This window comes from Microvirga sp. Mcv34, assembly GCF_024519725.1.
Taxonomy (GTDB): Bacteria; Pseudomonadota; Alphaproteobacteria; order Rhizobiales; family Beijerinckiaceae; genus Microvirga.
Genome location: NZ_JALJRK010000019.1, coordinates 45560 through 58016, shown reverse-complemented (window position 1 = coordinate 58016; position 12457 = coordinate 45560). Strand labels below are relative to the sequence as shown.

Sequence of the window (12457 nt, the reverse complement as noted above, 5' to 3'; positions counted from 1 at the left end):
GCTTTGCGGCCGCCGGGGCTGACACGTGGGATCAGGCGAGGTCCAAGGTCTCGATGACGATGTTGGCGTTGGTATAGACGCAGATCTCGGCCGCAATGGCCAGGGACCGGCGCACGATGGCCTCCGCGTCCATGCTCGAATCGGCGAGGGCCCGCGCGGCCGCGAGGGCGTAATTGCCGCCGGACCCGATGGCCATGATGCCGTTTTCCGGCTCCAGCACGTCGCCGGCGCCGGAGAGCAGCAGGCCCACCTCCTTGTCGGCCACGAGCATCATGGCCTCCAGGCGGCGCAGGTAGCGGTCGGTGCGCCAGTCCTTGGTGAGCTCGACGCAGGCGCGGGTGAGCTGGCCGGGATATTGCTCGAGCTTGGCCTCGAGGCGCTCGAACAGGGTGAAGGCGTCGGCCGTGGACCCGGCAAAGCCGCCGATCACGCCCCCCTTGGCGAGGCGGCGGACCTTGCGCGCATTGCCTTTCACCACGGTCTGGCCGAGGCTCACCTGCCCGTCGCCTCCGATGACGACGCGGCCGCCCTTGCGGACCATGAGGATCGTGGTGGCATGCATGCGGGGGGTGGCGTCTTCGGACAAGGCAGGGCTCCGGCAGAGGGAAATACGTCATGAGCAATGCGCGCCTTACAAACGCAACACGAGCCTCATCCTGAGGAGGCCGTCAGGCCGTCTCGAAGGACGAGGCGTCTCCAGCTTTCTCTGGACCGTCCTTCGAGATACAGCCTCCGGCCGCTCCTCAGGACGAGGTGGAGTTTTATCAGGCGCCTGAGGTCTGACTTAATCATTCATCAGCCAAAAGCAACGCGGGTGGCATTTCTCGCCGCGGCTTGCTAGAAGGCCCGTCTCTGGTTCCGCAAAGGATTTTGATGATGCGCTCCGCGAGCGTCAGCCGTCGCACCGCCGAGACCGATGTCGCCGTGTCGATCGCCCTCGATGGCACCGGCAAGGCCGAGATCTCCACGGGGGTCGGCTTCCTCGACCATATGCTCGAACTGTTCGCCCGACACGGTCTCTTCGACCTGACCGTGAAGGTGACCGGCGACCTGCACGTGGACCAGCATCATACGACCGAGGATACAGGCATCGCGCTCGGTCAGGCCATCCTGCAGGCGCTTGGCGATAAAAAGGGCATCTCGCGCTACGCCGACATCCATCTCCCCATGGACGAGACCTTGACGCGCGTCGCCCTCGACATATCGGGCCGTCCCTTCCTGGTGTTCCGGACCACCTTCCCGACGGAGAAGATCGGCGTTTTCGACACCGAGCTGGTGCGCGAGTTCCATCAGGCCTTCGCCATCAATGCCGGGCTGACGCTCCACGTGGAGACGCTCTACGGGGAGAACAGCCACCATATCGCCGAGAGCTGCTTCAAGGGCTTGGCACGGGCCTTGCGTCAGGCCGTGGCACTGGACCCAAGGGAAGAGGGCCGCGTTCCCTCCACCAAAGGTACGCTATAAGTTCTAACCAAGACTCCTGTCCGGCGGGCACGCCAGCGTCACCTCACCGGACGGGACTTGAGGAAACGTCGCCATGACCACCTATACCCTGCACCTCCCGCGCGACGCGCGGCCGGGCGATCCCACAGTTCTGGAGCAATCCGAGCTCGTGAAGGACGCCTTCTCCTGGGGGGCCTTCTTCTTCACGTTCCTGTGGTTCTTCTACCACCGGCTCTGGCTCGCCGGGATCGGCGTGCTGATCGTCGTCTTCGCCTTCGGCGGCCTCCTGACCCTGCTCGACGTGCATCCGCTGGCCGGCTCCGTCGCGCAGCTGCTGCTCCAAGCCCTGATCGGGCTCGAGGCCAACAGCCTGCGGCGCTGGACCTTGGGCCGCCGCGGCATGGCGATGGTCGATGCGGTCACGGCCGAGGATCAGGACGACGCGGAGGCCAAGGCCTTCACCCGCTGGCTCGAAGCCCGGCCGTCCGCTCCGCCCCGTCCCGCGGCCTCTTCGGCCGTCCTGCCTACCGCCCGGCGGCCCGAACCGGTCATCGGCCTCTTTCCCGATGTGGAGCGTCCCCGTTGAGCGTCGTCATCATCGATTACGGGTCCGGCAACCTGCACTCCGCCGCCAAGGCTTTCGAGCGGGCGGCCCGCGAGGCGGAGCTCGATCTCTCCATCGCCGTCTCGTCCGATCCGGCGCTCGTCGCCACGGCGGACCGGATCGTGCTGCCGGGCGTCGGCGCCTTCGCCGATTGCCGTCGCGGCCTCGATGCAGTGCCCGGCATGGTGGAGGCACTGCAGCGGCGCGTCCATGAGGACAAGCAACCCTTCCTCGGCATCTGCGTCGGCATGCAGCTCATGGCGACCCGGGGGCTGGAGCATACGACCAGCTACGGTCTCGACTGGATCCAGGGCGACGTGAAGCCGATCGTGCCGAGCGATCCGTCCCTCAAGATCCCGCATATGGGCTGGAACACGCTTAACGTGGCGAAGCCGCACCCGCTGCTGGAGGGCATTCCGACCGGGCCGGACGGGCTGCACGCCTATTTCGTGCATTCCTACGCGCTCTCGCCCGCGAACCCGGACGACGTGGTCGCCACCACGGATTACGGCGGGCCGGTAACGGCCATCGTCGGGCGGGACAATATCGTCGGCACCCAATTCCATCCCGAGAAGAGCCAGGCGCTCGGCCTCAAGCTCATCGCCAATTTTTTGAGGTGGCGCCCGTGATTCTTTATCCCGCAATCGATTTGAAGGAAGGCCGCTGCGTCCGCCTCATTCAGGGCGACATGGACCAGGCGACCGTGTTCAACGACGATCCGGCCGATCAGGCCGCCACCTTCGAGGCTCAGGGCTTCGAGTGGCTGCACGTGGTCGATCTCGACGGCGCCTTCGCGGGCAAGCCGATGAACGCCTCCGCCGTGGAGACCATCCTGAAGCGGGTCTCGATCCCGGTGCAGCTCGGCGGCGGCATCCGCGACATGAAGACCGTGGACGGCTGGCTCGGGAAGGGCGTGTCCCGCGTCATCATCGGCACCGCCGCCGTGCGCGATCCGGCCTTCGTGCGGGAGGCCGCGCGCCTCCATCCGGGCAAGATCGCGGTCGGCATCGACGCCAAGGACGGGCTCGTCGCCGTCGAGGGGTGGGCGCAGACCTCGACCCTGTCGGCCGAGGAACTCGGCCGCCGCTTCGAGGATGCGGGCGTGGCCGCCATCATCTACACGGACATCGCCCGCGACGGCATCCTGAAAGGCCTCAACTTCCCCATGACCCTGGGGCTGGCCCGCGCCGTCTCGATCCCGGTCATCGCCTCGGGCGGCCTTGCCTCCATGGCCGATATCGAGCGCCTCACCCAACCCGATTGCGCGGTTCTGAACGGCGCCATCTCCGGCCGGGCCCTCTATGACGGGCGCATCGACCCGCAGGCAGCCCTGGCGCTGCTCCGGTCCGTCCGGAAGGAGCCCGCCTGATGCTCAAGGTCCGTCTCATTCCCTGCCTGGACGTCAAGGACGGGCGCGTCGTGAAGGGCGTGCAGTTCGTCGATCTGGTCGATGCGGGCGATCCGGTGGAGGCCGCGAAGGCCTATGACGCGGCCGGCGCGGACGAGCTGTGCTTCCTCGACATCACCGCGAGTCACGAGGCGAGGGGGATCCTGCTCGACGCGGTGCAGCGCACGGCGGAGGCCTGCTTCATGCCGCTCACCGTGGGCGGCGGCGTGCGCACCGTGGAGGACATCCGCAAGCTCCTGCTCGCGGGCGCCGACAAGGTCTCGATCAACACCGCGGCCGTCAAGAACCCGGATTTCGTGCGCGAGGCCGCGGAAAAGTTCGGCGCGCAGTGCATCGTCGTCGCCATCGACGCCAAGAAGGTGTCGGGGGAGGGCGAGGAGCCACGCTGGGAAATCTTCACCCATGGCGGCCGCACCGCCACGGGCATCGACGCCATCGCGTTCGCCCGTCATGTGGCGGAACTGGGGGCAGGGGAGCTTTTGGTCACCTCCATGGACCGGGACGGCACCAAGGGCGGCTACGATCTCGCGCTCGTGCGCGCCATCGCGGACGCGGTCTCCGTGCCCGTGATCGCCTCGGGCGGCGTCGGCAATCTCGACCACTTGGTCGACGGCGTCGAGAAGGGCCATGCCAGCGCCGTGCTCGCGGCCTCCATCTTCCATTTCGGCACCCACACGATTTCGGAAGCCAAGGGCTACATGGCCGGGAAGGGCCTGAAGATGCGGCTCGACGAGCCGGCGCAGAGCCCTGCCGGTCGGCTCCGGACAGCGTGAAGGAATTTCGCCCATGACGATCTCCAACGAGGATGATCTGGACAAGCTCAAGGAGATCGGCAGGATCGTCGCCAATACCCTCGAGGCCATGGCGGCGGCCCTCGAGCCGGGCATGACGACGGCGGAACTCGACAGGATCGGGCGCAAGCTGCTCGAAGAGGCCGGCGCCCGTTCCGGCCCGGAACTCGTCTACGATTTTCCTGGTGCGACCTGCATCAGCGTGAACGAGCAGATCGCTCACGGCATCCCGGGTCCCCGGCGTATCGAAGCCGGCGATCTCGTGAACATCGACATCTCGGCGGAAAAGAACGGGCTCTATGCCGATACCGGCGCGTCCTTCGCCGTTCCGCCGGTCACCAATGCCGCGAAACGGCTCTGCCGGGACGGGCGGCGTGCCATGTGGGTCGGCTTGCGCCAAGTCGGCGCCGACAGGCCGATTGCCGGGATCGGCCAGGCCATCGGGCAGTTCGCCGAGAAGAACGGCTATACCCTGGTCCGCAACCTGGCGAGCCACGGCATCGGCCATTCCCTTCATGAGGAGCCGGGCGAAATCCCCACCTGGCCCGACCGCTCCGAGCGCCGGATCATGAATGACGGCCTCGTCTTCACGGTGGAGCCCTTCCTGTCGCTCGGCGCGAACTGGGCCACGGACGGCGATGACGATTGGACCTTGCTCAGCGACCCACGCGCCCCAACGGTCCAGTACGAGCACACGGTCGTCGCCACCCGCAACGGTCCCCTCGTCGTCACATTACCGGGCTAGTTCAATCATGACCTCCTTCACCCTCGACGATCTCGCCCGCATCGTGGCCGAGCGCGCGGCCGCGCCGGCGGCCGAATCCTACACGGCCAAGCTGATCGGTGGCGGGCCGGCCAAGGCGGCCAAGAAGCTGGGCGAGGAAGCCGTGGAGGCCGCCATTGCGGCCGTTCAAGGCGACCGGCAGAACCTCACGGCCGAGGCGGCCGATGTGCTGTATCACCTTTTGGTCGTGTTGCAGGGCGCCAATATTCCACTAAGTGACGTGATGGCCGAATTGGAGCGCCGCACGGCGCAGTCGGGTCTTGCGGAGAAGGCCGCGCGCAAGACCTAAAATTGGAAAGAGGTGGTTCGCATGGACCAGCCCAACCTGGTGTCCGCCGCCGAGGATGACGACGGCCTCTCGCCCTATCGCACCTTCTCGCGCGACGAATGGGCTCGGTTGCGTGCCGACGCGCCCATGACCCTGACCGCCGACGAGGTGGTTCAGCTGCAATCCCTCAACGATCCGATCTCGCTTGACGAGGTGGCGGCGATCTATCTGCCGCTCTCGCGCCTCCTGTCGCTGTACGTCGCGGCGACGCAAGGCCTGTTCAAGGCGACCCAGCGCTTCCTTCTGGCCGAGCATCAGGAGAAGGTGCCCTACATCATCGGCGTGGCGGGCTCGGTGGCGGTCGGCAAGTCGACCACGGCCCGCGTGCTGAAGGCCCTTCTCGCCCGCTGGCCCAACACCCCGAAGGTCGACCTCGTCACCACGGACGGGTTCCTCTTGCCCAATGCGGAGCTGACGCGGCTCAACCTCATGGAGCGAAAAGGCTTTCCGGAGAGCTACGACACGGGAAAGCTCCTGCATTTCCTTGCCGACATCAAGGCCGGCAAGCGCAACGTGAAGGCGCCGCTCTATTCGCACCTGGTCTATGACGTGGTGCCCGGCGAGGAGACGAATGTCGACCGGCCGGACATCCTCATCGTCGAGGGGCTCAACGTGCTCCAGCCCGCGCGCATGCCCAAGGACGGCACGGCCATTCCCTTCGTGTCCGATTTCTTCGACTTCTCGGTCTATATCGACGCCGACGAGGCGGACCTGCACCGCTGGTACGTGAACCGCTTCCTCCGCCTGCGCCACACCGCCTTCCGGGATCCTTTGTCCTATTTCCGGCGCTATGCGGAACTCGCGGAAGCGGACGCCATCGCCATCGCCGAGGGCCTGTGGAACCGCATCAACCTGGTGAACCTGCAGGAAAACATCGTGCCAACCCGCCAGCGGGCGAGCCTGATCCTGACGAAGGGCCCGAGCCACCGGATCGAGACGGTGGCGCTGAGAAGGCTGTAAGCGCGCGCTGGAATTCCCGCGAATTCTTCAATCCCGTCCAGGCCGGCTCATTCGTGCCGGCGCAGCCACGCGCCGCAGCCGATCAGGAGCAGTCCGAATCCGCTGCCGAAGACGGCGAGGAGGCCGAGGCCGATCGGGTTGTCGCCAGCCCATCCGAAGAGGACAGCCGACAGCAGCGGCAGCCAGGCTCCGATCGTCAGAAATCTGCCGGTACAGAGCACGTAGCGGGACAGACGGCTGCGAGCGGTCGAGGCCGGCAGGACCATGATGACTGCAACGGGAAGCGCGAGAAGCCAAACCCAATCGATCAACGTGTTTCTCAATCTTACTAAAATGATGTTATGTATTAACATATAATGACGGCTGTTCAACCATTTCGCGTGAGACAGCGTTGTGCCTCCACAGGGATGGAGGACGCATGACGACGCAGCCGGTGGACGAAAAACTTAAGCACAGCGCCGAGCACGCGAACGAGGCCGCTGTTCAGACGCAGGAGGCGGCCGAGCACACGCAAGCGGCGGCCCGGACGACTGCCAAGGCCAGTGTGCAGATGAAGGATAGCGCCGACCGGCGCACGGAACTCGCGGCCAACCGGACCGTTTTCGCCGCCGAGCGCACCTATGCCGCCTGGGTGCGAACGGGCCTGGCGTCGCTCGCCTCCGGCATCGGGGCGAAGAAGCTCCTGGAGGGCGTCGTGCCGGACTGGATGATCGTCATCACCGGGTCGATCCTGATCCTGTTCAGCGCCTTCTGCTTCGCGGCCGCCGTCTGGCGTCAGGTCTTCACCGGATCTCAGCCGCCGCAGCCCGACGTGCAGCGCCTTCCGCCCTTCCTGCTCATCGCCTTCAACGGCTTCCTGGCACTCGTCTCCCTGGCGGCCCTGTTCAGCATCTGGTTCGGGCGCACGGGCGGGTGAGGACGGCCGTCGGGCGCGAGATGCGCCTGAAGCGCTTCAGTCCCGAAACGCCCCCTCGACCGGAGCCGACAAATCCGCATCCGCCGCGCGGATTTCCTCGATGACCCTAGCGAAGGCCGGCCGCGCAACAAGCCTTCCGTACCACGCGACCAGGGCCTCATGACCTTTCAGGGACGGGCCGCCCAGGCGCCGGGTCCAGAAGACAGCCATGAAGACGGCGATGTCGGCGGCCGAGAAGGCGCCGCAGAGATAATCTCGGTCCTGGAGCGCGCGGTCGATCTCGGCGAAATGGCCGGCGAGGATCGGTTCGGCCTCCCGGGCCTTCGCTTCCTGTGCGTCCCAGCGCCCCGAATCCGCGGGCTTCGGCTCGGTGCGGTGCATCAGGGAGCGCAGGGGCGCCAGCATGACCTCGTCGCCGAACACGTCGAAGAGCCGGCATCGGGCGCGCTCCTGCGGGGACTTCGGGTAGAGCGCGGGATCGGGATGGGCCTCGTCCAGATATTCGAGGATGACGGTCGAATCATAGAGGGACAGGTCGCCGTCGACGAGGACCGGAACCTGTCCCTTGGGGTTGATGGCAAGCACGTCCGGGTTCCTGGGGCTGTAGCCCCTCGTCTGCGTGAACGGCACCAGGATCTGCTCGAAGGGGAGCCCCTTCTCGTGCAGGGCAATCTCCACCTTGCGGGAGAAGAGGCTCACCGGACCGGAATAGAGCTTCATCGGGGTGCCTTTCGAGACTTTATCGGCTGAAGGGGGTGGGCAGGCGATCCTGCCAGGAGGCCACATTCAAGCCTTCCACGTCGGACCGCGACAACCCGATATCGGCGAGTGCCCGGTCATCCATCGTGTACAAGGCCCTGGCGTTCCTGCGCGCGTCAAGCCAGGCCTCAAACCTGAGCAGAAGCTGCAGCAGCCCGGTCTTGCGTTCGCGACGAGCCCATGTCAGCCCAAGATTTCCTGCGGCATATCCGATTGCCATGTCGAGTCTCCGTCAACGGCGTTTCGTTGAGGATAATGTGCGCCTGTGATAGGGTTTGAGCAAACGAGAAGTTCTTGCTTTGTGCCCAAGGAAAACTTGGGTAAACCCAGGGCCTGCCATGTCCCGCAGACGTCTTCCTCCGCTCAATGCCCTGCGCGCCTTCGAGGCCGCCGCGCGTCACCTGAATTTCGAGAAGGCGGGCGACGAGATCGCCGTCACGGCGAGCGCCGTGGGTCAGCAGGTCAAAACCCTGGAGGCCTGGCTCGGGCGTCCGCTCTTCCTGCGCCAGAAGAGCCGCGGCGTGGCGCTGACGCCGCTCGGCGAGCATTACGCAGCCTCCCTGTCCGACATCCTCGACCGGCTGGACAACGCGACGGCGCAGGCCCTGCGCTCCGACCGGTCGAACGTGATCACGGTGAGTTCCATGCCGAGCTTCGCATCGGGTTGGCTGATTCCGCGACTGGGTTCCCTGAAGGAGAAACACGCCGACCTGGAGGTGAGGGTCTCCGTCGATACGCGGCTAACGGACTTTGCCCGCGAGGATGTGGATGTGGCGATCCGCTTCGGCCGGGGAAATTATCCGGGGCTCCGCTCGGACCTGCTGATGGAGGAGTATTTCTTCGCCGTCTGCAGCGCATCTCTGCTGGGCGATCCGGCACGCCCCCTGAATGAACCCGCGGATCTGCGCCATCACACCCTGCTGCACGAGAGCGTCTATAGCATCCCCGACTACACCACCTGGGACCGCTGGCTCGCCGCCGTCGGCGTCACCGGGGTCGATATCTCCCGTGGCCCGCACTTTCCCCATACCTATCTTTGCCTCCAGGCCGCGGCCTCCGGTCAGGGCGTGGCCCTCGCGACCAACGTTCTGATCGGCGACTACCTGCAGGCCGGGCGCCTCGTTCAACCGTTCCCGCAGCAGGTGAAGGGCTCCTACCAGTATTATGTGGTCTGCCCGGACGCCACCGCGGACCGGCCGGCCCTCGCGGCCTTCCGGAGCTGGCTCCTGGAGGAGGCGGCACGGCATGGCGTCGAGGCAGGGCGGGGGTGAGCACAATCACGCCGCCTTCAACGCCCGGCGCACCTCGGCCTCGGCGGAGGCCGTGGCCTGCTTGCGGTTGCCGTTGAAAGGGATCGGCTCGCCCCAGGTGACCACCACGTCGAGCGGGATGCCCCGGACGAACATCTTGAGATGGGGGCCGAGATCCATGTCGCCGTACCAGGCGATGAAGGGGCGCTCACGGCGGCTCACCGGCAGGCCGTGACGATGTGTGTATGAGATGGCGAGCGGCTGGAGAGAAACGTGCTCGACGTCGTCGTGCATGAGGGCCGTCTGGGCCGCGCCCACGAGGGAGGAGCGGAAGGGCAGGAGGCGGTTGCCGTCGCCGGTGGTGCCCTCCGCGAACAGCACGATCGCCTCGCCCTTCACCAGCCGGTGGGCGAGGGCGTCGTTCACCTCCGCGGTGGCCTTGCGGCGCTGCCGGTCGATGAAGACCGAACGCTGGAGCCTCGCCAGCAGGCCGACCACCGGCCAAGTCTCGATCTCCGACTTGGCGATGAACGAGAGCGGATGCAGCGAGCCGATGACCGGGATGTCGAGCCAGGAGACATGGTTCGCCAGCACGATGGTGGGCGTCCTGCCCGGCGGCGTTCCGCGCTCGATCACGCGCACGTTGAAGAGCCGCATCAGGATCCTGTGAAACCACACGGGCAGGACATGCAGCAACGCCGACCAGCCGAACCGCAGGGCCAGCATCTGCAGCGGCACGAGCACGAGGCTGCACAGGCCGAGCAGCAGAAGCCGGATGGCACCGCCGGGTGTCGTCACGCGTCATCCTTGTCCAGCGGCACCGCATAGAGCTCGAGCCGGTGATAGACGACCTTGTAGCCGAGCCGCTTGGCGATCTCGTTCTGCAGCGCCTCGATCTCCTCCGAGCGGAACTCGATCACGTCGCCCGTCTCGAGATTGATGAGGTGGTCGTGGTGCTCCCTGGCCGCCTGCTCGTAGCGCGAGCGCCCGTCGCGGAAGTCGAGCCGATCCAGGATACCCTCGGTCTCGAACAGTTTGACCGTGCGGTAAACCGTGGAGAGCGAGATCCTGTCGTCCACCTCAGCGGCGCGCCGGTGCAGCTCCACCACGTCCGGATGGTCATCGGCGGAATCGAGAACCCGCGCGATGATCCGGCGCTGGCCCGTCATGCGCAGGCCCTTGTCGCGGCAGGCGCGCTCAATGGCATCCGGCCGGCGTGGTTTGGCGGAGGGGCTGTTTCGTGTGACCAAGGCTTAATCACTCCTTGGGACGCTTATAGGTGAGGGGAGCGGAGCGGGCTATAGGCTCAAAGCCATGGTGAGTGCCGCGACCTTCGTTCCATCGCTTTTCCGGTAATAGCCCTCCCGCCGTCCGACATCCCGGAAGCCGGCCCTCCGGTAGAGGGCGATGGCGGGTGCGTTGCCCTCCTCGACCTCCAGATGCACTTGCGCGACGCCCCGCCGGGAGAGCGCGTCGAGATGGTGCGCGAGGAGCGGGCGCGCATGGCCCTTGCCCCGGGCCTCCGGCGCGATGGCGACCGTGATGATCTCCGCCTCGTCGAGGACGGTCCGCGACAGGACGAAGCCGACGGGTTTCGTCGCCCGTCCGAGAAAAAGCCCATCGGCCACGACGCCGCGTTCGCCCAGCAGGCGCTCGAAATCCAGCGGGCTCCAGGCGCGCGCGAAGGCCGAGGCGTGGATGGCCGAGAGCCGGGCGGCGGCCTCGGATCCGACGGCTTCGACGCGAGGAGCGGGGGGCTGAAGGAAGCGGTCGAGGATGCTCACGGCGAGATGTCTTACTGCCTGGCGATTCGGGCCCCATCCTGCGGCTTGGCGTCGGGCTCGCGCAGGTAGAGCGGCTTCGGCAGGGCCTGGGTCGGATCGGCCAGGGCCCCGAGGCGGGCCACCCAGGTGATGTCGGGAAAGCCCGAGACGTCGCTGATATGGGCCTCGACCCCCTGGGCACGCGCCTCGGCGGCCAGCATGGCCGAGGCGGAGCCGGAGACCAGGATCGGGCCGGAGCCGAGAAGCCGGATGGCGTCACGATAGGTCATGAGACCCGGTGGGATGATCGTGCGCCCGCCTGGCGCGATGGCCTGGATGTAGATATGTCCGTGCTTGGCGTCGATGGCGGCGGTGAAGAGCCCGCGCCTGTCGCCCACCATCATCGGGGCGAGAAAGGCCGACAGGGTCGCGACCCCGACCACCGGGATCCCGGCCGCCAGGCCGATGCCGCGGGCGGCGCTGATGCCGACCCTCAGGCCCGTATAGCTGCCCGGACCGACCGTGACGGCGACCCGGTCCAGGCTCTCGAAGCCGCCCTCCACCTGGGCGGAGAGCCGGTCCAGGAGCGGCATCAGGGCCTCCGCGTGGCCGCGATCCATGGGGATGGATTCGGCCGCCAGCGGCACGGTCTCTCCGGCCTCGACGATGCAGGCCGAGCAGGCGCCAAGGGCGGTATCGATGGCAAGGACGCGCAACATTCGTCTCCGTCAGGTCTGCGGCATTCTTAGAACATGAAACGACCCGGAGAAACCCGGATTCCTGCATCGTCCGTTCCCGGCCGCCGGGACATTTTCGGCTTGAGTGTCGATCGGGACCGGTTAGATGATCGACTCATGGCATCGACACCCGACGATCATCCCTCCGACATCAGGCCCTGGACCGTGAAGCACTCGCGGGACGTGATTCGCGACCGTTGGGTCACGCTTCGCGCCGACGATTGCGTGACCGCCGAGGGCGTGGAGATCGCGCCCTATTACGTGCTGGAATATCCCGATTGGGTCCATGTCGTGGCCATCGACGACGAGGATCATCTCATCCTGATCGAGCAATATCGCCACGCCTTCGGGGGCATCTCCCTCGAGGTGCCGGCCGGGGCGATCGACCGGGAAGACCCCTCCGTCCTGGCGGCGGCGGCCCGCGAACTCGAAGAGGAGACCGGCTATGTCGCGGAGCAATGGCGCTCGTTCGGCAAGCACTCGCCCAACCCCGCCACGCACACGAATTTCTGCCACACCGTGCTGGCGCTAGGGGCGCGCCCGACCGGCAGGACGCTGAACGACCCGACCGAGCGGATCGCCGTGGTGCGGGTGCCGGTCCGGGATGCCGCCCGGCTGGCGGCCGACGGAACCCTCACGAATGCGATGCAGATCGCCTCCATGGCCATCGCGCTGAGCGCCATCGGCCAGTGGACATTGTGAGAGCGACCGACG

General features: G+C 66.6%; 19 protein-coding genes. 11 read left to right on the top strand and 8 right to left on the bottom strand.

The window, feature by feature from the left end; genetic code table 11:
* Positions 1-31 precede the first annotated feature (31 nt).
* Positions 32-562, bottom strand: coding sequence for an ATP-dependent protease subunit HslV (gene hslV / locus OC446_RS12620; RefSeq protein ID WP_262029410.1), 531 nt, complete (start codon positions 560-562; stop codon positions 32-34).
* Positions 563-876: 314 nt separating this feature from the next.
* On the opposite strand from hslV, the gene hisB reads away from it, so the two are divergent.
* From hisB to coaA, 8 genes are all read left to right on the top strand, one after another.
* Positions 877-1464, top strand: a complete 588-nt coding sequence (gene hisB, locus OC446_RS12615) for an imidazoleglycerol-phosphate dehydratase HisB (RefSeq protein ID WP_114944198.1) — start codon at positions 877-879, stop codon at positions 1462-1464.
* A 73-nt stretch (positions 1465-1537) separates the two neighbouring features.
* Positions 1538-2029, top strand: a complete 492-nt coding sequence (locus tag OC446_RS12610) for a DUF2628 domain-containing protein (RefSeq protein ID WP_262029374.1) — start codon at positions 1538-1540, stop codon at positions 2027-2029.
* Positions 2026-2676 carry an imidazole glycerol phosphate synthase subunit HisH gene (hisH, locus tag OC446_RS12605; RefSeq protein ID WP_262029373.1) on the top strand — a complete coding sequence of 217 codons (651 nt, stop codon included), beginning with the start codon at positions 2026-2028 and terminating at the stop codon, positions 2674-2676. Before OC446_RS12610 ends, hisH begins: the two co-directional genes overlap by 4 nt.
* Complete coding sequence (gene hisA / locus OC446_RS12600; RefSeq protein ID WP_262029372.1) at positions 2664-3416, top strand: 1-(5-phosphoribosyl)-5-[(5-phosphoribosylamino)methylideneamino]imidazole-4-carboxamide isomerase; 753 nt, start codon at positions 2664-2666, stop codon at positions 3414-3416. Before hisH ends, hisA begins: the two co-directional genes overlap by 13 nt.
* Positions 3416-4228 (top strand): imidazole glycerol phosphate synthase subunit HisF, encoded by an 813-nt coding sequence (gene hisF / locus OC446_RS12595; RefSeq protein WP_262029371.1) that lies wholly within the window; start codon positions 3416-3418, stop codon positions 4226-4228. Before hisA ends, hisF begins: the two co-directional genes overlap by 1 nt.
* Positions 4229-4241: 13 nt before the next feature.
* Positions 4242-4991, top strand: coding sequence for a type I methionyl aminopeptidase (map, locus tag OC446_RS12590; RefSeq protein WP_262029370.1), 750 nt, complete (start codon positions 4242-4244; stop codon positions 4989-4991).
* Between the two features lie 7 nt (positions 4992-4998).
* Positions 4999-5319 carry a phosphoribosyl-ATP diphosphatase gene (locus tag OC446_RS12585; RefSeq protein WP_262029369.1) on the top strand — a complete coding sequence of 107 codons (321 nt, stop codon included), beginning with the start codon at positions 4999-5001 and terminating at the stop codon, positions 5317-5319.
* A 21-nt stretch (positions 5320-5340) separates the two neighbouring features.
* Positions 5341-6318 (top strand): type I pantothenate kinase, encoded by a 978-nt coding sequence (gene coaA / locus OC446_RS12580; protein WP_262029368.1) that lies wholly within the window; start codon positions 5341-5343, stop codon positions 6316-6318.
* 47 nt (positions 6319-6365) lie between these two features.
* On the opposite strand, the gene OC446_RS12575 is transcribed toward coaA, so the two are convergent.
* Entirely contained in the window at positions 6366-6629 is a 264-nt protein-coding gene (locus tag OC446_RS12575; RefSeq protein ID WP_262029367.1) for a hypothetical protein, read from the bottom strand.
* A 107-nt stretch (positions 6630-6736) separates the two neighbouring features.
* On the opposite strand from OC446_RS12575, the gene OC446_RS12570 reads away from it, so the two are divergent.
* Complete coding sequence (locus OC446_RS12570) at positions 6737-7234, top strand: YidH family protein (RefSeq protein WP_262029366.1); 498 nt, start codon at positions 6737-6739, stop codon at positions 7232-7234.
* Positions 7235-7270: 36 nt separating this feature from the next.
* On the opposite strand, the gene OC446_RS12565 is transcribed toward OC446_RS12570, so the two are convergent.
* Together OC446_RS12565 and OC446_RS12560 are read right to left on the bottom strand one after the other, a co-directional pair.
* A complete protein-coding gene (locus tag OC446_RS12565) occupies positions 7271-7954 on the bottom strand; it encodes a glutathione S-transferase family protein (protein WP_262029365.1) in 684 nt (227 codons plus the stop codon).
* A 19-nt stretch (positions 7955-7973) separates the two neighbouring features.
* Positions 7974-8213: a DUF1127 domain-containing protein gene (locus tag OC446_RS12560; protein WP_262029364.1), complete on the bottom strand. Its 240-nt coding sequence runs from the start codon at positions 8211-8213 to the stop codon at positions 7974-7976.
* Positions 8214-8331: 118 nt separating this feature from the next.
* Here OC446_RS12560 and OC446_RS12555 point away from each other — a divergent pair, with 118 nt between their 5' ends.
* The gene (locus OC446_RS12555; protein WP_262029363.1) at positions 8332-9264 is read left to right on the top strand and encodes a transcriptional regulator GcvA; all 933 of its coding nucleotides are present in this window, start codon (positions 8332-8334) and stop codon (positions 9262-9264) included.
* A 6-nt stretch (positions 9265-9270) separates the two neighbouring features.
* On the opposite strand, the gene OC446_RS12550 is transcribed toward OC446_RS12555, so the two are convergent.
* The 4 genes from OC446_RS12550 to tsaB form a co-directional block, all read right to left on the bottom strand.
* Complete coding sequence (locus OC446_RS12550) at positions 9271-10041, bottom strand: lysophospholipid acyltransferase family protein (RefSeq protein ID WP_262029362.1); 771 nt, start codon at positions 10039-10041, stop codon at positions 9271-9273.
* On the bottom strand, positions 10038-10412 hold the full coding sequence (locus tag OC446_RS12545; protein WP_262029409.1) for a Fur family transcriptional regulator: 375 nt from the start codon (positions 10410-10412) through the stop codon (positions 10038-10040). Before OC446_RS12545 ends, OC446_RS12550 begins: the two co-directional genes overlap by 4 nt.
* A gap of 129 nt (positions 10413-10541) precedes the next feature.
* Entirely contained in the window at positions 10542-11027 is a 486-nt protein-coding gene (locus OC446_RS12540) for a GNAT family N-acetyltransferase (RefSeq protein ID WP_262029361.1), read from the bottom strand.
* Positions 11028-11038: 11 nt separating this feature from the next.
* Positions 11039-11722, bottom strand: a complete 684-nt coding sequence (gene tsaB, locus OC446_RS12535; protein ID WP_262029408.1) for a tRNA (adenosine(37)-N6)-threonylcarbamoyltransferase complex dimerization subunit type 1 TsaB — start codon at positions 11720-11722, stop codon at positions 11039-11041.
* Between the two features lie 138 nt (positions 11723-11860).
* Between tsaB and OC446_RS12530 the strand changes: the two genes are divergently transcribed.
* Positions 11861-12445 carry an NUDIX hydrolase gene (locus tag OC446_RS12530; RefSeq protein ID WP_262029360.1) on the top strand — a complete coding sequence of 195 codons (585 nt, stop codon included), beginning with the start codon at positions 11861-11863 and terminating at the stop codon, positions 12443-12445.
* Positions 12446-12457: the final 12 nt, after the last annotated feature.

What these genes read in the sequence shown, in the direction of transcription:
- hslV (WP_262029410.1), bottom strand. Translation starts at nt 562, where the DNA reads ATGCATGCCACCACGATCCTCATGGTCCGCAAGGGCGGCCGCGTCGTC.
- hisB (WP_114944198.1), top strand. Translation starts at nt 877, where the DNA reads ATGCGCTCCGCGAGCGTCAGCCGTCGCACCGCCGAGACCGATGTCGCC.
- OC446_RS12610 (WP_262029374.1), top strand. Translation starts at nt 1,538, where the DNA reads ATGACCACCTATACCCTGCACCTCCCGCGCGACGCGCGGCCGGGCGAT.
- hisF (WP_262029371.1), top strand. Translation starts at nt 3,416, where the DNA reads ATGCTCAAGGTCCGTCTCATTCCCTGCCTGGACGTCAAGGACGGGCGC.
- map (WP_262029370.1), top strand. Translation starts at nt 4,242, where the DNA reads ATGACGATCTCCAACGAGGATGATCTGGACAAGCTCAAGGAGATCGGC.
- OC446_RS12585 (WP_262029369.1), top strand. Translation starts at nt 4,999, where the DNA reads ATGACCTCCTTCACCCTCGACGATCTCGCCCGCATCGTGGCCGAGCGC.
- coaA (WP_262029368.1), top strand. Translation starts at nt 5,341, where the DNA reads ATGGACCAGCCCAACCTGGTGTCCGCCGCCGAGGATGACGACGGCCTC.
- OC446_RS12570 (WP_262029366.1), top strand. Translation starts at nt 6,737, where the DNA reads ATGACGACGCAGCCGGTGGACGAAAAACTTAAGCACAGCGCCGAGCAC.
- OC446_RS12565 (WP_262029365.1), bottom strand. Translation starts at nt 7,954, where the DNA reads ATGAAGCTCTATTCCGGTCCGGTGAGCCTCTTCTCCCGCAAGGTGGAG.
- OC446_RS12560 (WP_262029364.1), bottom strand. Translation starts at nt 8,213, where the DNA reads ATGGCAATCGGATATGCCGCAGGAAATCTTGGGCTGACATGGGCTCGT.
- OC446_RS12555 (WP_262029363.1), top strand. Translation starts at nt 8,332, where the DNA reads ATGTCCCGCAGACGTCTTCCTCCGCTCAATGCCCTGCGCGCCTTCGAG.
- OC446_RS12545 (WP_262029409.1), bottom strand. Translation starts at nt 10,412, where the DNA reads ATGACGGGCCAGCGCCGGATCATCGCGCGGGTTCTCGATTCCGCCGAT.
- OC446_RS12530 (WP_262029360.1), top strand. Translation starts at nt 11,861, where the DNA reads ATGGCATCGACACCCGACGATCATCCCTCCGACATCAGGCCCTGGACC.